The organism is Mycolicibacterium arseniciresistens (assembly GCF_030519285.1).
Lineage (GTDB): Bacteria > Actinomycetota > Actinomycetes > Mycobacteriales > Mycobacteriaceae > Mycobacterium > Mycobacterium arseniciresistens.
Genome location: NZ_JAUMSQ010000104.1, coordinates 1 through 19,646, shown reverse-complemented (window position 1 = coordinate 19,646; position 19,646 = coordinate 1). Strand labels below are relative to the sequence as shown.

The 19,646-nt window shown below is 71.4% G+C and carries 13 protein-coding genes; 4 read left to right on the top strand and 9 right to left on the bottom strand.

Features of this window, described 5'->3' with window-relative positions; translation table 11 throughout:
* The 5 genes from Q2100_RS15120 to Q2100_RS15100 form a co-directional block, all read right to left on the bottom strand.
* Positions 1-4,447 (bottom strand): ATP-dependent helicase (locus Q2100_RS15120; RefSeq protein ID WP_302914739.1); only part of this gene is annotated, 4,447 nt, incomplete at its 3' end.
* Between the two features lie 44 nt (positions 4,448-4,491).
* On the bottom strand, positions 4,492-5,655 hold the full coding sequence (locus Q2100_RS15115; protein WP_302914738.1) for an NAD(P)/FAD-dependent oxidoreductase: 1,164 nt from the start codon (positions 5,653-5,655) through the stop codon (positions 4,492-4,494).
* Between the two features lie 43 nt (positions 5,656-5,698).
* A complete protein-coding gene (locus Q2100_RS15110) occupies positions 5,699-6,787 on the bottom strand; it encodes a GGDEF domain-containing protein (protein ID WP_302914737.1) in 1,089 nt (362 codons plus the stop codon).
* Between the two features lie 187 nt (positions 6,788-6,974).
* Positions 6,975-8,246, bottom strand: a complete 1,272-nt coding sequence (locus Q2100_RS15105) for a sensor domain-containing phosphodiesterase (RefSeq protein WP_302914736.1) — start codon at positions 8,244-8,246, stop codon at positions 6,975-6,977.
* Between the two features lie 98 nt (positions 8,247-8,344).
* Positions 8,345-8,956, bottom strand: a complete 612-nt coding sequence (locus Q2100_RS15100; RefSeq protein WP_302914735.1) for a TetR family transcriptional regulator — start codon at positions 8,954-8,956, stop codon at positions 8,345-8,347.
* 89 nt (positions 8,957-9,045) lie between these two features.
* On the opposite strand from Q2100_RS15100, the gene Q2100_RS15095 reads away from it, so the two are divergent.
* Together Q2100_RS15095 and Q2100_RS15090 are read left to right on the top strand one after the other, a co-directional pair.
* Complete coding sequence (locus Q2100_RS15095; protein ID WP_302914734.1) at positions 9,046-10,101, top strand: NAD(P)-dependent alcohol dehydrogenase; 1,056 nt, start codon at positions 9,046-9,048, stop codon at positions 10,099-10,101.
* A 76-nt stretch (positions 10,102-10,177) separates the two neighbouring features.
* On the top strand, positions 10,178-11,548 hold the full coding sequence (locus Q2100_RS15090; RefSeq protein WP_302914733.1) for a cytochrome P450: 1,371 nt from the start codon (positions 10,178-10,180) through the stop codon (positions 11,546-11,548).
* Here the strand turns inward: Q2100_RS15090 and Q2100_RS15085 are convergent.
* Positions 11,545-12,345, bottom strand: a complete 801-nt coding sequence (locus Q2100_RS15085) for an SDR family oxidoreductase (protein ID WP_302914732.1) — start codon at positions 12,343-12,345, stop codon at positions 11,545-11,547. The two genes, Q2100_RS15090 and Q2100_RS15085, sit on opposite strands and share 4 nt — an antisense overlap.
* A 74-nt stretch (positions 12,346-12,419) precedes the next feature.
* On the opposite strand from Q2100_RS15085, the gene Q2100_RS15080 reads away from it, so the two are divergent.
* Positions 12,420-12,938, top strand: coding sequence for a hypothetical protein (locus Q2100_RS15080; protein WP_302914740.1), 519 nt, complete (start codon positions 12,420-12,422; stop codon positions 12,936-12,938).
* Positions 12,939-13,007: 69 nt separating this feature from the next.
* On the opposite strand, the gene amaB is transcribed toward Q2100_RS15080, so the two are convergent.
* A complete protein-coding gene (amaB, locus tag Q2100_RS15075) occupies positions 13,008-14,564 on the bottom strand; it encodes an L-piperidine-6-carboxylate dehydrogenase (RefSeq protein WP_302914731.1) in 1,557 nt (518 codons plus the stop codon).
* Between the two features lie 42 nt (positions 14,565-14,606).
* On the opposite strand from amaB, the gene Q2100_RS15070 reads away from it, so the two are divergent.
* Positions 14,607-15,086: an Lrp/AsnC family transcriptional regulator gene (locus Q2100_RS15070; RefSeq protein ID WP_302914730.1), complete on the top strand. Its 480-nt coding sequence runs from the start codon at positions 14,607-14,609 to the stop codon at positions 15,084-15,086.
* On the opposite strand, the gene Q2100_RS15065 is transcribed toward Q2100_RS15070, so the two are convergent.
* Both Q2100_RS15065 and Q2100_RS15060 read right to left on the bottom strand, forming a co-directional pair.
* Positions 15,087-15,344 carry a hypothetical protein gene (locus Q2100_RS15065; protein WP_302914729.1) on the bottom strand — a complete coding sequence of 86 codons (258 nt, stop codon included), beginning with the start codon at positions 15,342-15,344 and terminating at the stop codon, positions 15,087-15,089. It lies immediately after the preceding gene.
* A gap of 88 nt (positions 15,345-15,432) precedes the next feature.
* Positions 15,433-19,646 (bottom strand): cation-translocating P-type ATPase (locus Q2100_RS15060; protein WP_302914728.1); only part of this gene is annotated, 4,214 nt, incomplete at its 5' end.

Sequence of the window (19,646 nt, the reverse complement as noted above, 5' to 3'; positions counted from 1 at the left end):
ACGGCACCCGGCCCGCGGCGACCAGTTCGGCCAGCGCGGCGCCCGCCGCGTGGTGGGCCTCGGCGTCCTGGGTGAAGCTGAGCAGCGACCGGCCGCCGCGCTCGAGGAACCACGTCAGCTGCCCGTCCACCAGGGCGACGAGCGCGCCGGCCTTGCGGCCCGGCCGGTGCGCGGCGTCTTCCCGTCCGTCCCCGTCGGCCGACCTGCGGGTGGGCCACGGCAGCGCCGCGCCGTACGGGTTGGCCGGATCGGCCGCGGCGAGCACCACCGCGTGGTACTCGGGCCGCTCCTTGTCCACGCCGTCGAGATAGGTCCGAAGCCGGTCGACGGTGGACGCCACCGCGAACTGCGCGCCACCGAGCGACTCCACGAAATAGCCGCGCTGGCAACGGCCGGCGTCCTCGAACGCGGTCAGCACCTTGTAGAGCATCGCGAATCCGCCGGGCACACCCTCCGCGGCGGCCGCGCCCTTGGTCAGCACCCCGTGCCGGCTCAGCAGCACGTCGGCGAGCAGATGCGCGCGCATCGTGGAGTCCGGTTCGGCGGCAGGCAGCGCCGACCACCGTCCGGCCACCGTCGGGTCCGACGTGCGGACCTGCGCATGCGCGACGCTGTAGCGACTCAACCGTGGCGCCCGCTGCCGCTGCCGGTGTGCCGGGGCGCCCGCCCGCCGACCGCCCGACCGCCTGGGGCCGGTCAGCTTCGCGCGCACCGGCGCGAATGTGTCACCGGTGACCCAGCCGGACCAGATCAGTTCCCACAGCGCCTGTTTCACCGAGTCGCCGTCATCGCCGGTGAGCTGGCGGAAGAAATACGCGCCGCCCCCGCCAAGGGTCTCCATGATCGCCCGGTGGGTGTCGGTGAACTCGATCTCCATCGGCGCGGTGAGCGTGAGCGGCGCCGAGTCGGCCGGGTGGAACGCGATCCAGCCGTCGCCGCTGCCGATCGGGCCCACCCCCGACCAGGTCACCTCGCCTGAGGCGAGCAGCTCGTCGAGCATGGCCGGCTGGTAGTCACGCACCCGCTGGGCGAACACCAGCGGCTCGATGGCCGACGCCGGTATCGGCGCCCCGGCGAGCTGGTCGATCACGGTCGCCAGGCCGTCGATCCCAGAGCTGTGCGTCGACCCGACCTGTTGCCAGGCCGGCAGGAAGCGGGCGTAGGCGGCGGTGCTGACCGGTTCGACCTGCGCGCGCAGCGCGGCCAGCGAGCGGCGCCGCAGGATCTTCAGAACGTCGGCGTCACACCACTGTTCGCCGCCGGCCGCGCCGGGTGACGCCACGTCGGTGAACTCTCCGCGCACCAGCTTCCCGTCGACCGCCATCCGGCCCAGCACGTCGGCGGCGACCCGGACCCCGAGGCCGAATCGCGCGGCGGCCTCACCGGTGGTGAACGGCCCGTTGGTGCGGGCGTAGCGGCCGAGCAGCTCGCCGAGCGGGTCGGTCACATTGGCCAGGAACGTCGCGGGCACTCCGACGGGCACCGCCACGCCGATCCCGTCGCGCAGCAGGCCGATGTCCTCGACGGTGACCCACCACGTGCGGTCGGCGAAATTCACCCGCAGAGCGCGCTTGGCGGCCAGCAGGCCGTCGAGCCAGCCGGCGACGTCGTCGGTGGTCGCGCGCTCGGCGACCTCGGCCTCGGTCAGTGGTCCGAGCAGCCGCAGCAGGTCGGCCACCCCTTCGGCGTCGCGGGCGCGCCGGTCCTCGGCGAGGTGCTGCAGCTGGCGGATGGTGGCGGCGATGACATCGGCGTCGAGCAGCTCGCGCAGTTCGACCCGGCCGAGCAGTTCGGCCAGCAGAACACTGTCCAATGACAGTGCGGCGGCGCGCCGCTCGGCCAGCGGGCTGTCGCCCTCGTACATGAACGCGCCGACGTAACCGAACAACAGCGACGCCGCGAACGGCGACGGCGTGGCCGTCTCGACCTCGACGATCCGCAGCCGGCGCTGAGCCACCCGGTGCATCAGCTCGGTCAGGGCGGGCACGTCGTACACGTCCTGCAGGACCTCGCGCACCGCCTCGAGCACGATCGGGAAGTCGGGGTACTTGCGGGCGACGTCGAGCAGCTGCGCCGCGCGCTGGCGCTGATGCCACAGCGGCGACCGCTTTCCCGGGTGGCGGCGCGGGAGCAGCAGAGCGCGGGCCGCGCATTCGCGGAAGCGCGAGGCGAACAGCGCCGAGCCGCCCACCTCGGCGGTGACGATCGGCTCGATCTCGTCGGCGTCGAAGACGAACAGGTCGGCGAACGAGATCGCCTCCCCAGAGGTGACATCGGTGTCCGGCAGCCGCACGATGATGCCGTCGTCGGAGGCGGTGGGTTTCTCGTCGATGCCGTAGCGCTCGCGCAGCCGTCGCCCGACCGCCAGCGCCAGCGGGCCGTGCACGCGCAGCCCGTAGGGGGAGTGCAGGATCACCCGCCAGTCACCGAGCTCATCGCGGAACCGCTCCACCACGAACGTGGTGTCGGTGGGCACCACACCGGTGGCCTCGCGCTGGTCGTCGAGCAACCGCCGCAGGTTGTCGGTGGCGTAGTCGTTGAAACCCATCGCCTGGCACCGCTTTACGTACTCGTCGGCGGGCAGCCCGGCCAGTTCGCCGGTGAACGCGCCGACGGCGGCGCCGAGCTCGGCCGGCCGGCCCACGCCGTCACCGCGCCAGAACGGCAGCCGCGCGGGCTGTCCTGGCGCCGGGACGACCAGCACCCGGTCATGGGTGATCTCGGTGATCCGCCAGCTGGTGGCCCCGAGCGAGATGACGTCGCCGGGGCGCGACTCGTAGACCATCTCCTCGTCGAGTTCGCCGACGCGCGAGGGCTTTTCGGAGTCGGTGGCGAGGTAGACGGTGAACAGACCGCGGTCGGGGATGGCGCCGCCGGAGGTGACGGCCAGCCGTTGCGCGCCGGGCCGTGCGGTCAGCGTGCCGGTGTCGCGGTCGTAGACCAGCCGCGGCCGCAGCTCGGCGAACTCGGCGGACGGGTACTTGCCCGACAACAGGTCGAGCGTGGCCTCGAACGCGCTGCGCGGCAGCGTCGCGAACGGTGCGCTGCGCCGGACGGCCTCGAACCAGCGGTCGGCGTCGAGCGGCTCGAGCGCGGCGGCCGCCACCGTCTGCTGGGCCAGCACGTCGAGCGGGTTCGCCGGCACCCGCATGGTCTCGATCGCGCCGGCCAGCATCCGCTGCACGGTCACCGCGCAGCCGATGAGGTCGGTGCGGTGCTTGGGGAACAGCACCCCCTGCGAGATCTCACCGACCTGGTGGCCGGCGCGCCCGATGCGCTGCAGCCCGCTGGCCACCGACGGCGGCGACTCCACCTGGATCACCAGGTCGACCGAGCCCATGTCGATGCCCAGTTCGAGGCTCGACGTCGCGACGACGGCCTTGAGCCGCCCGCTCTTGAGGTCGTCCTCGACGATCGCGCGCTGTTCCTTGCTCACCGACCCGTGGTGGGCCTTGGCGAGCAGCAGGTCCGCGCCCATCGACACCCCGCTGGCCATCACCTGCGCGGGTGCGCCGCCACCGACCTTCCCGTTGGGCTCGTTGCCGAGGTCGACGCCGGCACGCTCGGCGTGGATCTCGTTGAGCCGCGACGTCAGCCGTTCGGCGAGGCGGCGCGAGTTGGCGAACACGATCGACGAGCGGTGCGCCTCGATCAGGTCGACGATCTGCTCCTCGACGTCGGGCCAGATCGTGTTGTTCTCGAGGTCGGCCATGTCCGGCACCGGGACCTGCACCGCAAGGTCGAACGTCTTGGTCGCGGGCGGCGCGACGACGGTGGCCGGCGCCTGTCCGGACAGGAACCGGGCGACCTCCTCGGGCGGCCGCACGGTCGCCGACAGCCCGATCCGCTGCGCGGGACGGTCCAACAACTGGTCCAGCCGCTCCAGGGACACCGCGAGGTGGGCGCCGCGCTTGGTGGCCGCCACGGCGTGCACCTCGTCGACGATCACCGTCTGCACCTCGGCCAGCGTGTCGCGGGCGGCGGAGGTGAGCATCAGGAACAGCGACTCGGGAGTGGTGATGAGGATGTCGGGCGGGCGGGTGATCAGTTCCCGGCGCTGCGCGGGTGTGGTGTCACCGGAGCGCACGCCGACGCTGATGTCGGGCGCGGGCATGCCGTGCCGCTCGGCGATGCGGGCGATGCCGGTCAGCGGGGTGCGCAGGTTGCGTTCGACGTCGACGGCCAGCGCCTTGAGCGGCGAGACGTAGAGCACCCGGGTGCCCGCCGTCGCCGGGCGGGGTTCGGCCTCGGCGAGCCGGTCGATGGCCCACAGGAACGCCGCAAGCGTCTTGCCGGAGCCGGTGGGTGCGATGACCAGCGTGTTGTGCCCGTCGGCGATGGCCTCCCAGGCCTGGGTCTGCGCGTCGGTGGGCGCCGGGAAGGTGCCCGTGAACCACTCCCGCGTCAGCGCACTGAAGCGGGCGAGCGGATCGGTCTGGACAGCCACCCCACCATGGTGCCCCCACCCACCGACATGTCGTCCCGACGAGGTCAGGCGCGCACGTCGGCGGGCAGCGGCCGGCCCTTCTCGACCAGTTCCTCGCCGCGGTCGTAGTCGTCGTCGGCGTTGTGGGTCAGCACGCCGACGACCGCGCCCCCGCGCTCGTACCAGACCGTGAAGCCGTCCTCGCGCTCGACGAAATGTGCCTCGTCGTGGCCGTCGCCCCACGCGTGGTACTTCAGCGTCGCCTCGCCGATCGTCGTCCAGAATCCCGGCACCGAGGACCACTGATCGGCGGCGCCGGCGGCGTTGGCGCCCGCGACGGCGCCCTGATCCACCGCGTCCTGCCAGTGCTCGACCGCGATGCGGCGGCCTGCCGCGGCATTGTGTGCCCAGGCCACGTCGCCTGCCGCGAACACGCCGTCGGCCGATGTCCGCATGCCGCCGTCGACCCGGACCCGCCCGTCGTCGACGGCGAGTCCGGCGGATTCGGCGAGCGTCGACCGCGGGTGGACGCCGGTGGCCGCCAGGATCAGGTCGGCGGAGATGGAGGTGCCGTCATCGAGGCGGACGGCGCCGTTCTCGACGGCCTCGACCTTGACGCTGCCGGTGTAGCGGGCGCCCGCTGCGGTCAGCATGTCGACGATCCGGGCGCCCGCCCGTTCCCCGAGACGTTTGGCCTGCGGCGCGGCGCTGGGCGCGACGAGGGTCGCCGAGACGCCGCGCATGGCCAGTGAGGCGGCCGCCTCACAGCCGATGAAGCCGGCGCCGATCACCACCGCCGACGTCGAGCGCTCCGCGGTCTCGCGCAGGCGCTGTGCGTCGGCCATCGAGCGCAGCAGCAGCGTGGTATCGCCGCCCGGAAACGACGGCGCGACCGGGCCGGCGCCGCTGGCCAGCACCAGCGAGCGGTACGGGTAGGTCGTCCCGTCCACCCGCACGGTGCGTTCTGCCACATCGATGGCGTCCACCCGGGAACTCCGCACGATCTGCACGTCGTTCTCGGAGAACCAGTCGGCGGGATGCAGCTCCGCGTCGCCGGCTTCGGCCTCCCCGCGCAGGAACTCCTTGCTCAGGGGCGGCCGCTGATAGGGCAGCGCGGCGTCCTCGGTGATGATGGTGACGGGCGAGCGTGAATCCCGTTGCCGGAAGGCCTCCGCGGCGCTCACACCGGCCGGCCCGCTGCCGATGACGATCAGTCCTGGCGAAGTCATCCCGCCCGACTACCCCGTCGCGGGCGCGTTCACTCCGGTTCACTCACCGGTGTAGCTGCACGGTGGCGTTTCCGCCGTTGCGTTTAGCGTCGAACATCGCACGGTCGGCACGCTCGATCATGGTGTCGAGCAGCGCCACCGCATCGACCCGGCGTGCGGCGGAGCCGGTGACCGCGGTGCTGGCGATGCCGACGCTTGCGGTGATCGCGTACTCCGTCGGTGCGGCGATCGCGTCACGGACGCGGTCGAAGTCCTGCGCGGCGCGGCTGTGCGGCTCCGCCAGGTCGACGATGACGAACTCCTCGCCGCCGAGGCGCGCCACCAGTGCGCTGCCGCGAACCGCGGACTTGATCCGGCGCGCGCAACGGATCAGGACCGCATCGCCCACCGTGTGACCGAATCTGTCGTTGATCGCTTTGAAGCGATCCAGGTCGACGACCATCACGGTCACCTCGCTGTTCGTCGTGGCGGCGTCGCGCACGAGGTCTTCGACCTGCGCGTGCAGGCCGCGCCGGTTGAGGAGGCCGGTCAGCGGATCGGTGACGGATTCGTTGGCGTCGTTGCGCAGCGCCCAGATCGCGGCTTGGATGCCCAGCGGTGTGCCGACCACCAGTGCCACCGAGACAACCGTCTTCACGGTGAATCCGGTGACGTCGAGTTGCGCTTCGGCGGCGAGGTGCACGGCGAAGGCGGCCACGGTCGCGAGGATCCACACCACATGACTGGCAAGCGCTTTCGGGCCGTCGAAGAAGATCAGGTACACCGACAGCATGGTGAAGAAGCTGAACCCGAACGATGCCAGCACCCAGTTGGTATCGAGCAGCACCATCGCGGTGATGGCGATGTCGGCGGATATGACGAATGCGAGGGACATTCGCCGCGACGGCCACTCCCGGCACACCCAGACCCATGCCCAGAAGGCTTGCAGCGCGACGAACACGGCCACGGCGACCTGCGACGCGACGGTGCTCGCAGACGGCAACAGGATGACGGCCGAGATGACCGCGTCCAGTCCCGTGCCGACTCCGATCAGGATCTGGACCGCTCCCGACATCGCCCGTCTGAAGTACTGAACCTGCGCGGGGTAGTCGATCGGCGAACTCCACCACTCGCGGACGAGGCGGCCGAACACGACACCTCTCTCATACGCCAGCAACCCGAACCCCCAACGCGGCACTCACCAACGACCTGTGCAGTGCCGCCCGGTCGACGAGACCGCGCCCGTGGCACAGCAACTAATTTTCGGGGATGTTAGCGCCTGATGGCTCGTGATGGTCCACTCCTGTTGAGCCCGCGTCATCCGAACAACACCTCGAGTCTCACGGCTCCGGAGGGGTCAGCATGCGGGTGAGGAGCTGACGCGCGACCTTGGTGACCAGGGCGCGGTCATTGGTGAGCGCCACATCGAAACGCCGGTCGGTGCAGGTGCTCGCGGGCCCGGGATCGGTGACTTCACGGGACACCAGAGCGGCAGAGATGTTCGCCCCCAACGCGAGGACGATCCACTGGCTCTCGAGAGAATCGCCGTCCGCGAGTGGCACGCCTCTGATGCCGCCGCCGAGGTCGTCGGCGACGTCGCGGCCGAAGACGGCGACCAACGGGCTGTGTGTCGCGAGACGTCGATAGCGGGTCCGGGTGTCTCCGGTGAAGAATCGTGCGTCTTGCAGGGCGGCGAGCACCATCGGGGGATCGGGGGCCTCCAGCGCCTGTTGTTCGAGCGATAACGACAGAGCGAGGACCGTGTCCCTGCGTTGCCGGCGGAGAACCGGATTGCCTCCCACCGCCGCGAACGGAGATCCCGGATCGACGCATGGCGATTGTGTCCTGATCGCCGGCGGCAGCACACCGGGGCTCGCCCCGGAGCTCAACGGGCCGGGACGCCCGAACCGGAAGCCCTGTCCCAACGTCGCGCCCAGCGCCAGCGCGCGATGGAGATGCTCGGCCGTCTCGATCCCCTCGGCCAGCACGAGCGCGCCTGCGTGCTCGTGGTGTGCCAGCACTGCAGCCCACGTCCTTGCCTGCCGATAGTGGGGTTGTGACTGCACGAGCGCGAGGTCGAGCTTGATCACATCAGGCGCCAGCACGTCGAGCAGTGCCAGTGAGTTCAGATCCGCGCCGACATCGTCGAGCGCGAAGGCGAACCCGTCCATCCGCATCGCCACCACCTTCCGCAGGAGGTCGGGCGGGTGGGCGAGCAGGCTGCGTTCGGTCACTTCGAAGACGATCTGAAAGCGTTCGGCGCCGTGCGTCAGTATCGGGCTGTCGGCACGGCTGAGGTACGGCGTCGTCGCCTCGCAGTTGATGAACACCGCGCTGCCCGGCGGCAGGCCGGCATCCAGCGCGCCGATGACAGCCGTCTCGATGCACATTCGCTCCAGCGCACCCGCCCGGCCGATTCGCGCGGCATGGGCGAAGACGTCGCCGGCGTCCCCGCCGCCGAGGTGATCCCACCGTGCCAGGGCCTCGAACCCGACCCGTTCCCCGCCGGGCAGCGAGACGATGGGCTGGAAGACCGCCTCGAGGCCGTCGCCGGCGGCCGCAGCGTCCAGCTCGCGGCGCGACGGTGGTGATGCGGTTTCGGCGGGCCTCACGAGGGGCTCGCGCAACGGACCACGTACCTGCGCACGTCGCTCCTGCCCTCGGTGGCTGATCGATGCAACTGATTGCTGATATTGCCAGACGGGGCGCTTCACCGACGCCGGATACGCGACCGGTCCGTGGTGTGGTCGTGGAAGGCATGGCGTACCGCTGCGGCGAGCGCGGCGCGGCGGCGCTCGTGCGCGGCGCGGGGCTCCCGTGCCGACGCGGTGACCTGAAGCGACGCCGGCGACCAGCTCAACGCGATCGCGGTCAGCATGGACAGCACGTCGACCGGGTCGAGCGACGGATCGATGTCGCCGGCTTCCTGCGCTGAGCGGATGAGCGCGTGCTTCTCGGCGTCCCGCCCGCCGGGCAGCAGGTCGCCGGTGGGTACCCGCTCCAACCGCATCCACGCGGCGAGCCGGACCAGCGCGGGACGCCTGAGGCAGATGTCGTAGAGCGCGACGGCGTAAGCGGCCAGATCGCTTGCGTCGAGCGGCACTTCGTCGACCAGCCAGGCGACGTGGTGTTCGAAGACCGCGTCGAAGAGGCGGTCCTTGCTGCCGAAGTACTGGTACAGCTGCGCCTTGTTCGACCGGGCTGCGGCCACGATCCGGTCCACCCGGGCGCCCGCGATGCCGCGTTCGGCGAATTCGGCCGCCGCCGCGTCCATCAGGCGTCGTCGGGTGGCCTCGCCACGAGCGGTAGGCGCCGTCTGCATGGGCCGAGAGTAGACCGACTGGTTGGTTTGACGCAGCACCCGTGGCATAGTTCAAACAGACTAGTTGGTTTATTACAGGGAGAGTGACGATGGCGAGACGAGTCCGAGGGTTGGCCGCCCACGCAGCCGGCCGGCCGTTGGCCGAGTGGGACTTCGAACGCCGCGATCTGCGACCCGACGATCTCGCGGTCCGCATCACCTACTGCGGGATCTGCCACACCGACCTCCATGCGTGGCACGGAGAACCGGCCTACGGCGACACATTCCCGCTCGTCCCCGGTCACGAGTTCGTCGGCGAGGTCACCGCGATCGGCGACGCGGTGAGTGGGTTCACCGTCGGTGACGCCGTGGCAGTCGGCAACATCGTGGATTCCTGCGGAGTGTGCGGGATGTGCACCGGCGGTCACGAGCAGTTCTGCGACGAGTTCCCGACCCTGACCTACGGCGGGATCGACCGGCGCGACGGACGTCCCACCCATGGCGCCTATTCGACGGAATACGTCGTCACCGAGGGCTTCGCCTACCACCTTCCCGACGGATTGGACCCGGCAGGCGTGGCACCGCTGATGTGCGCCGGCATCACGGTGTGGGAACCGATGGAGCAGTGGGAGGTCGGACCCGGGATGTCGGTGGGAGTGGTCGGCCTCGGTGGCCTGGGCCATCTCGCCGTGAAGTTCGCCTCGGCGCTCGGCGCTGAGGTCGACCTGTTCACCACATCACCGGCCAAAGCGGACGCCGCGCGACGTCTCGGCGTCCGCCGGGTGGTGGTGTCCACGGACAGCGAGCAGATGGCCGAGGCGCGGAATCGCTACGACTTCATCATCGACACGGTGGCCGTCGCCCACGACCTGTCCGGCTACTCGCTCGCCCTGAAGTACGGCGGCACACTGTGTCTCGTGGGGGCGTTGGAGTCGACGTCGGTAAACCCGCTGACCATGCTCGGCCGCAACCTCACGGTCGCTGGGGGCGGCGGCCGGCCTGCCACCCGGCGCATGCTGCAATTCGCCGCCGAGCACGGCATCACCGCTGACGTCGAGGTGCTGCCGACATCGGCGATCGGTGACGCCTTCGATCGGCTGGCCCGCAACGACGTCGAGTTCCGGTTCAGCCTCGATGTGGCCCAGCTGACTCAGGACGGGACGTAGCGCAGATCGGTGTGACCGTCACGTGAGACGCTAGGCGTCGCTTGCACGTCGACGATCGGCGGTTGGACACCGAACTATGCGAACTCACCGGCGCGACCATCCGGCCCTGCCGCACCCGCCGTGGCGCGTCCCTCTGCTGGGTGACGTGTTCGGCTTCCACGCCGACACCCCGAGTCAGTCGGCGGTCGACATGGCGCGGCTGGGGCCGATCTTCGAGTTCACGTTCCTCGGCGCACGCTGGGTGATCGCCGCCGCCGCCGACGTGGTCACCGACCTCAACGACGAGTCGCGATTCTGCAAGCACATCGGGCCCGACATCGAGGCGCTGCGGGTGATCGGCGGCGACGGGCTGTTCACCGCGTACAACGACGAGCCGAACTGGCGTCGTGCCCACGACCTGCTGATGCCGGCCTTCAGCCAGGCCGCCATGCGGCGCTACCACTCGGTCATGCTCGACGTCACCGCCGAACTCACCGCCCGCTGGGACGACCGGGCGAGTGAGGGCAGCACGGTCGACGTCTCGGCGGACACCACGCGTGCCACCCTGGAGACCATCGGCCGCTGCGCGGCCGGATACTCCTTCGGCTGCTTCGCCACCGAGCAGACCCACCCATTCGTCGACCACATGGTCGCGGCGCTCAAGGGTTCGGACTACGTGGGCGTGCTGCGGGAGACCTTCCTGCCCGACGCCGTCACCCGCCTCGCCGAGCGCCGGGTGCGCCGCCACGCGGCCTATCTGCACGGCCTGGCCGACGAGATCGTGGCCGAACGCCGCGCCGTCGGCCTGGGCCGCCACGACGACCTGCTCGACACGATGCTCGGCTCCGATCTCGACGCCGCCAACATCCGCTATCAGCTGCTCAACTTCCTCATCGCGGGTCACGAAACCACCTCGGGCGCAATGTCATTCGCGCTGTACTACTTGGCGCAGCACCCGGACGTGGCGGCCAGGGCGCGCGCCGAGGTGTCCGAGGTGTGGGGCGAGGACGAACGCCCGGACTTCGACCGGATCGCCAAGCTGCGCTACGTGCGCCGCGTGCTCGACGAATCGCTGCGGCTGCAGCCGACGGTGCCCGGTTACTACCGCGCCGCCCGCGCCGACACCGTGCTCGGCGGTGTGCATCCGATGAGGGCAGGTGACTGGGCGCTCGCGCTGACCGCCACCCTGCACCGCGACCCCCGGTGGGGCCCCGACCCGGACGCGTTCGACCCGGACCGGTTCGCGCCCGAGCGGGTCCGGGCCCGCCCCGGCGGGTTGTACAAGCCGTTCGGCACCGGCGAACGGTCTTGCATCGGACGGCAGTTCGCGCTGCACGAGGGCGTACTGATGCTGGCCGCGCTGATCCGGCGCTACGACCTCATGCCCGAACCCGGCTACGAATTGCAGGTCGCCGAGCGGCTGACGATGATGCCGCGCGACTTCCGGCTGGAACTGCAGCGCCGCTAGTCCGTGCGCAGCGAACGTTGGTAGCGCCGCATCCCGGTGATCCAGCGGTCGTGGTCGGCCGCCTTCTGCGCCACCATCCCCGCGACCTCCGGATGCGGCAGCACCCGGAACGCGCCGTCGCGCACCGCCGCGACGGTCTGCCTCGCGACGTCGGCCGGTTCGACGACGGTGCCCGCGTTGACGACGGAGTCCGCGCTCAGGCGTACCGCGGTGTCGGCGGATGCTCGGATCGTCTGCAGCAGCGCCGTGTCCACGCCCATCGGGCAGACGCAGGTGACCCCGACGCCGTCGTCGCCGTAGGTGATGGCGAGCCACTCGGCGAACCCCACGGCGGCGTGCTTGCTCACCGCGTACCCGGCCGCGCCGATCTGGGTGAGCAGCCCTGCCGCTGATGCCACCGCCACGAAGTGCCCGCTGCCGCGCTGTAACCACTCGGGCACCAGCGCGGTGGCGGCGCGGATGTGGGCGCGCAGGTTGATGTCGAGGATCCGGTCCCAGTCGCGCTCGTCGCCGAGGCCGGGTGCGCCGATGATGCCGGCGTTGGCGACATAGCAGTCCACCGGACCGAACTCGGTGCGGGCCTTGTCGATCAACGCGGCGATGTCGTCGGCGTCCGCGGCGTCCGCGCGCATCGCGACGACCCGCCCACCCACCTCGGCTGCGGTGGCCTGCACGCCCGCCGCGTCGATGTCACCGGCCACGACGGCGGCGCCGTGCGCCGCGAATTCGGCGGCCAGTGCCCGGCCGATGCCGGACCCCGCCCCGGTGACGATGACGACGCTGCCTTCGATCTGCATGCCACCAGTCTCGCCGGTTACCGGTCTCGCGATGCGGGTACTCCCCGTGTTTATCGATGAGGCAGGTGATGACCATGAACATCGTCCGCAGTACGGCGCGATTCGTCGCCGGCACCGCGAGCGCCGCCACGGCGGCGGCCGGCGCGGTGAGCGGAGCCGCGATCAACGGCATCGTCGGTGGCGTCACCGGCACCGCCGCCGGAATCCGCAACGGGCTCAGAGACGGATCACACTCCACGCCTGCGGCGTTGCTGACGTTCGGTGCGGTCGGCGCCGCGGGGCTGGTCGAGTGGCCGGTGCTGGTGACCGTCGGCGGTGTCGCGCTGGTCGCGCGCCGGCTGGGCGGGCGGGGGAGTGCGCCGCCACCGTCGCCGGCTCCCACGGTTCGCGTGCTCACGCCGGTGCGGGACCCCGCTCCGGTGAGGCAAACTGCCGCACCGGCGAGGCCGGCGCCCGCCGCCAAGAAGGCACCCGCGAAGAAGGCGCCCGCCAAGAAGACTCCCGCGAAGAAGACTCCTGCGAAGAAGGCCGCCAGGAAGACCCCTGCCAAGACGTCGGCGGCCAAGAAGTCCGCCGCCAAGAAGTCCAGTTAGTCCGACACCGCGATTTCGGCGCGTCTACGTTCACTCAGCGAACGGGAGCGCGCCGAAACCACCCGGTGGCTAGCCGAAGTGCACGCCCTGCGCCAGCGGTAGCTCCGACGAGTAGTTGACGGTGTTGGTCGCCCGGCGCATGTAGGCCTTCCACGAGTCCGATCCGGATTCGCGGCCGCCGCCCGTCTGCTTCTCGCCGCCGAACGCCCCGCCGATCTCGGCGCCCGAGGTGCCGATGTTGACGTTGGCGATGCCGCAGTCCGAGCCGTCGGCGGCCAGGAACCGCTCGGCCTCCCGCACGTCGAGGGTGAAGATCGCCGACGAAAGACCCTGCGGCACCGCGTTGTTGAGCGCGATGGCCTCGTCGAGCTCGTCGTAGGTGAGCACGTAGAGGATCGGCGCGAAGGTCTCGGTGTGCACCAGGTCGGTCTGCGCGGGCATCCGCACGACGGCGGGCGTCACGTAGAACGAGGTGTCGCCCGCGTCTCCGTCGAACATGCACCGCTCGCCACCGAAGACCTCGCCGCCGTCGGCGCGGGCCTGCTCGAGGGCTCCGACCATGTCCCGGTACGCGGTTTCGTGGATCAGCGGCCCGACCAGAGTGCCGTCGACGCTCGGATCGCCCACCGGCAACTGGCGATACGCGGCGACGATGCGGTCGACGAGCTCGTCGGCCACCGACCGGTGCACGATCAGTCTGCGCATCGTCGTGCAGCGCTGCCCCGCCGTGCCCGCCGCGGAGAACACGATCGCGCGGACGGCGAGATCCAGGTCCGCCGAGGGTGTCACGATCGCGGCATTGTTGCCGCCGAGCTCCAACAGCACCTTGCCGAACCGCTGGGCAACCCGCGGTCCGACCTCGCGGCCCATCCGCACCGAACCGGTCGCCGAGACCAGGGCGACGCGCGGATCGTCGATGAGCCGCTCGCCGACCTCACGCCCGCCCAGCACCAGCCGGCTGACCGCAGGTGGCGCGCCGACGTCGGCCGCCGCCCGCTCGATCAGTGCCTGACAGGCCAGCGCCGTCAACGGGGTGAGCTCTGAGGGCTTCCACACCACGGTGTCGCCGCACACCAGTGCCACGGCGGTGTTCCACGCCCACACGGCCACCGGGAAGTTGAACGCCGTGACGACGCCGACGACGCCGAGCGGGTGCCAGTTCTCCATGAGCCGGTGGCCGGGCCGCTCGGAGGCGATGGTGCGGCCGTAGAGCTGCCGCGACAAACCCACTGCGAACTGGCAGATGTCGATCATCTCCTGCACCTCGCCGAGGGCCTCGGCGCCGATCTTGCCTGCCTCGACGGTCACCAGGGCGGCGAGGTCGGACTTGTGCTCGACGAGGAGTTCACCCAGCCGCGCCACCAGGGCGCCGCGCACCGGGGCAGGCGTCGTGCGCCACACCGTGAACGCCTGCGCCGCCTCGGCGATGGCGGCGTCGGTCTCCGGGCCGGTGGTCTCGGTGACGGTGCCGAGCACCTCGCCGGTGATCGGCGTGCTCGCGGGCAGGCCGGGTGCGCCGGGTTCGCCGAGCTCGACACGGGAGCCGATGGCGCGCAACGCGTCCGCCACCCGGGCGCGCAATTCAGCCGCCGTCGGCAGCGGCGCCGTGGTGGTCGTTGTGGTCATGATGTCCCTTCTTCCCGGGGTGTGGAGCGATACAGTGCGGCCATGGTCGATGCCGACGAACATCCGCACCGGTCGGCGCCGCTCGACGAGATCGACCGGATCCTGGCCCGCGAGCTGGTGGCCGACGGGCGGGCCACGCTGGCCCACCTCGCGGCGAGCGCCGGCCTGTCGGTGTCGGCTGTGCAGTCACGTGTGCGCAGGCTGGAATCGCGCGGCGTCGTCACCGGGTACCAGGCTCGGCTGAGCCCGGAGGCGGTCGGCCACCAACTGTCCGCGTTCGTCGCCATCACCCCTCTCGATCCGTCCCAGCCCGATGATGCGCCCACCCGGCTCGAGCACATAGCGGCCATCGAGTCCTGCCATTCGGTGGCCGGCGACGAGAGCTACGTGCTGCTGGTGCGGGTCGGCTCGGCGCGGGCGCTCGAAGACCTGCTCCAGGAGATCCGCACCGCGGCGAATGTTCGCACTCGAAGCACGGTCATCCTACAGACATTTTACGAGGGACGGCAAAGCGTGCCGTAATTATTCCTGTTGCGGTGCCGGATCAGCTGATTTTTCCGTGGAGCGGCCGCTGATCAGAGCGTGGCCCGCACCGATCGCCACCGCCACCGGCCACTCCACGAGTTCGACCGCCACCAGCGCCGCCAATGCCCCGTAGAAGGCCAGCTGGTCGGGGCGCGGGAAGGGCACCCGGCCGAGCACGGGCAGCTGGAGTGCGAAGCGGTCCGCGCCCGCGACGCGACGTGCGGTCTCCCGATGGGAATCCCCGTTCTCGGTCACCTGTTCGTCACCTTCCGTTGTCCGCTCTGTGGCGTGTCCCTCACCGGAGCGGCGATCGCGGCCTCTACCTTGCGAAGTCATGGGCAACCTACTTGCCGGACTCGGACAGGACGCGCTCCTCGGCGGCGCGGTCCGCGTCCTCACCCCGCCGCTGTGCGACCTCTACGCCCTGCTCGTGCGGGCCGGCGTGGTCGTCATCGAGGACGACTGAACCGATTCCGGTGAACCGGGCGAGCAGACCCGGGGCCACCGCCGACGCGGCCGTGGCCGCCAGCGCCGCCGCGAAGGCCTGACCCCACGCCACCGGGCCGACCGGTGTGCAGCCGAACAGGTGGCTGATCCCCGGCACGCTGATGACACCGATCATCACCGCGAACGTGCCCACGTTGGTGGCCACCACCAGCGGTGCACGCGAGTCGATCAGCGTCTGCAGCATCTGCGTGGACACCAGCCCGATCAGGGCGGCCGTCGCGGCGCGGCGCTGCGTCCCGGTGAGCCTTGCCATCATCCACGCCGCGGTGGCGCCGCCGGTGGTGGCCGCGCCACGAATGGCGATGGCGCGCCACATCGCGTCCTCGTCACGGTCGGCCTGCCCGTTCTCGACCTGCTGACTGACCGCCAGCGCCGCCGCCGGCAGCGCATCGGTGAGCATGTTGACCAGCAGCATCTGCCGGGCATTGAGCACCGATCGGCCGGTCAGCAGCGAACTGATCAGTGCGAAGCACACCTCACCGGCGTTGCCGCCCAACAGCACCGACACCGCCGACTGCACACGGCGCCACAGCTGGTTGCCCTCGTCGATCGCGTCGAGCAGCGCCTCGATGTGCCCGTCGAGCAGCATCACGTCCGCGGCGGTGCGGGCCGGATCGCTGCCACGGGCCGCCACCCCGACGCCCACACTGGCCGCCCGGATCGCCGCGGCGTCGTTCGCGCCGTCGCCGACCATCGCCGTCACCAGGTCGATGCGTTCGAGCGCCTGCACCACGTCGATCTTGTGCTCCGGCGACATCCGGGCGAACACCACGCGGTGGGCCACCGCGTCGGCCCGCTCCTCGGCCGACATGTTCTCCCAGGCGTCGCCGGTGACGACGTCGTCCGGGTCGACGTCGAGTCCGAGGTCGTTGGCCACGACGGCCGCGGTGACGGGGTGGTCACCGGTGAGCAGGCGCACCCCGACGCCGCGCTCGTCGAGCTGCGCCAGCAGATCGCTGGCGGCGGGACGCAGCGTGTCCGCCAGACCGACCACCCCCACGGGCCGCAGATTGCTGCCGCACATCCGCTCGAACCACTCCGGATCCGCGGCCGCCGCCCGGGCCTCCTCGTCACTCAGCTCGCGTTCGGCGACGGCGAGCACCCGCAGCCCATCGGCGGTCATCTCGTCCAGCAGCCGCGACATCTCGGCGTCGTCGCCGGCGAGCCCGGCGAGGATCCGCTCGGGTGCGCCCTTGATGGTCAGCCGGGCGCCGGTGAGCGCCGCGGCGAACGGACGGCCGGACTGGAAGGGCAGCACCGCATCCGTCACTGCGCTGCCGTCGACGTCTGCGGCTCGCAGGATGGCGTCGTCGGTGGCGTGTTCGGTGCGCTGCCCGTTCTTGACGACGATCGTGGCCGCCGCGCCGGCGAGCACGTCGTCCTCGGTGCGTCCCTGGACGGCACGAAGGGCCTTGACCTGCAACCGGTTCTCACTGAGGGTGCCGGTCTTGTCGAAGCAGACCACCTTCACCCGGGCCATCGCCTCGATCGAGTGCGGATTGCGGATCAGCACCGACTCTCCGGAGAGCCTGCGCGCCGCGGCCAGCTGCGCCAGCGTCGCGACCAGCGGCAGCCCCTCGGGCACGGCGGCGACCACCACGCCGACCGCACTGGACACCGACTCGCGCAGCGGGGTGCGGCGCAGCATGCTCAACACCGCCACCAGGGCGCCGCCGCCGAGACTCCACGGCAGTGCGCGGCCGGTGATGCGGCGCAGCTGGGCCTGCAGCCCGATCTCGCGGGACTTCGAGGGCGTCATCGCCATGGCGCGTTGCATCTCGGAGGCGGAGCCCACCGCGGTGACGATGCCGACCGCCGTGCCCGCCACGACGGTCGATCCGGCGTAGAGCATGCCCGCGCGCTCGGCCAGCGGTGCTCCCGGCGTCGCACCGGTCTGCTTGGCCACCGGCAGCGACTCGCCGGTCAATGACGACTCGTCGACCTCGACGTTGGTCGCCTCGATGACCCGGGCGTCGGCGGGAACGACCTCGCCCGAACGGATCTCGATGACGTCACCGGGCCGCAGCCGGATGGCGGGCACCTCCTCGTCGGCGCCGTCGGCGGTGCGCCGGCGCGCCGGTGGGTCCTGCACGGCGAGCAGGCGACGCAGCACCCGCTCGGCGTGCACCTGCTGTTCGGCCGACAGCGCCGCATTGCCCAGCAGCACACTGCTGACGAGGGCGGCGTCGAAGGGTGAGCCGAGCAGGGCGCTGGCCATCGCACCGGTCAGCAGGATCGGTGTCAGCGGGTCAGCCAGGTTGGTCCGCATGGCACCGACGAAATCGCTTGTCAGCCGCCATGTTCCGGCGGCCGCGCGACGCAGCGGCATCGGCACCGGAATGCCCGTGGTGTCGCCGGACCCGGATTCGGCGGGCTGGGGCAGCAGGTCGCGCACCTCGTCGACCGGCAGCGCATGCCAGTCGTGGCCGGGTTCGGGGTTGGGCAGCGGGTCCGACATCACCCGGTTGCCCGCGGCGTAGCCGGACAGCAACCCGGCCATCGCGCTGGCGTGGACCGAGACGGGGCCGCGGCCGGGCACGCCGGGGATCAGCATCAGCGCACCGAGCGATGAACCCGACAGCGACAGCCGAACGCCCTTGTCGCTGGCGTCGCGCGCGGCGGGCAGGGCGTGCAGCAACCGCCATACCCCGGTGAGGTCCTCGACAAGTAGGTCAGCACTCCAGACCGGCGGCCTACCGTCCCGGATGACACCGACGGTGACGTCCGCGCCGTGGGGCGTCGTCATGTCGGCGGTGCTGAGCAGCGCGACGGTGGCGCCGTCGGCCTTCGCCGCCGAGACGGCTTCGGCGAGTGCGTCGTCGATAGACTCGCCAACCGGGTGCAGATGATCGAATCCCTGTGCCAGAGAACGCAATCCGTCATCGGCGATGGACACCACCCGGGGCCTGGACCGGCGCGCCTCGGCCACCACCGCCGCCGCGTGCGGATCACGGACATGGCTGACGAGCACCTCGCCGTCGTCGCCGGCGTCCGGTATGTCCGCCACGGAATGCCAACCGGCGTCCAGCTTTCCGTCGGCAAGAGCCCGGCGCGCGGCGTCCCACGCGCGGCTGCGGCCGGAGTCGGTGACGCCGCGGACCCGGCTGACCATGAGCTCCTCGGTGTGCAGCGCGCGCGGATCGACGATCACGGTGTCGACACGATCCAGGCTGCGCAGCGCCCGCGGATGGAGCACCAAGCCGCCATGGCGCGCGGTGAGTCCGCGACTCAGCGCGCAGGCGAACGCCTCCCGCGTGGTGCGCACGGCCTTGGGCGCGGCCACCACCGCTGCCTCGCCCGCTGTCGCGAGGCTGCCCGACAGCAGGCCCAGAGCCACGCCCGCACCGGCGCCCACGGTGGCGGCCCGGTCGGCGTAGTGGTCGGCCCGGCCTTCCCCGGGTGCGACGCGGCTCGTCGGCGGGCGGTCGTGATCCGCGTGGCGGGCCAGCCGCGGTTCGTGCCGGCGCCACGCCAACCGGTCGTTCCACGCCTCGGCGGCCAGCATCGTGCGCTGGGCCGACTCCGCGGCGGCGGACACCGGCGAGACGGCAAGGGCGGCTGCGGCGGCGTGCACGGTGGCGAAGAACAGGTCCGTGCCGTCGGGGCCGAGCCGGCCCTCGACCTGCTTGCGCAGCCGCGGCATGTGATCGGTGAGGGTCGGCAGGGCGGACACGACGTCGGGCAGGCCCCGCAGCCGCAGCACGGTGCCGGTCACCGAGAGGCCGAGACCAGCAAGGGCGACGGCGGCACCGGCAGTGCGCGCCGCCAGCACCGCATCGTCACCCGGGAGGTTCACCGGCCTGCTGCGGCGGGCGTCCGCATCGGCGGCGCGCTCGGCCTCGTCGACGGCACGCAGCAGCGCGGGCAGTGACGGTCCGTCGTCGTCGATGCTCACCACGATGCGCGAGACCGTCGTGTTGAGCGACACCGACCGCACGCCGGTCATCCCCTTCACGGCCCGGACGACTTCGGCGGCGACGGCCTTGCCGTGCGGCCCGCCGAGTCCACGCACCTCGACCCAGCAGCGGCCACCGCGGGCCTGGCACCGGC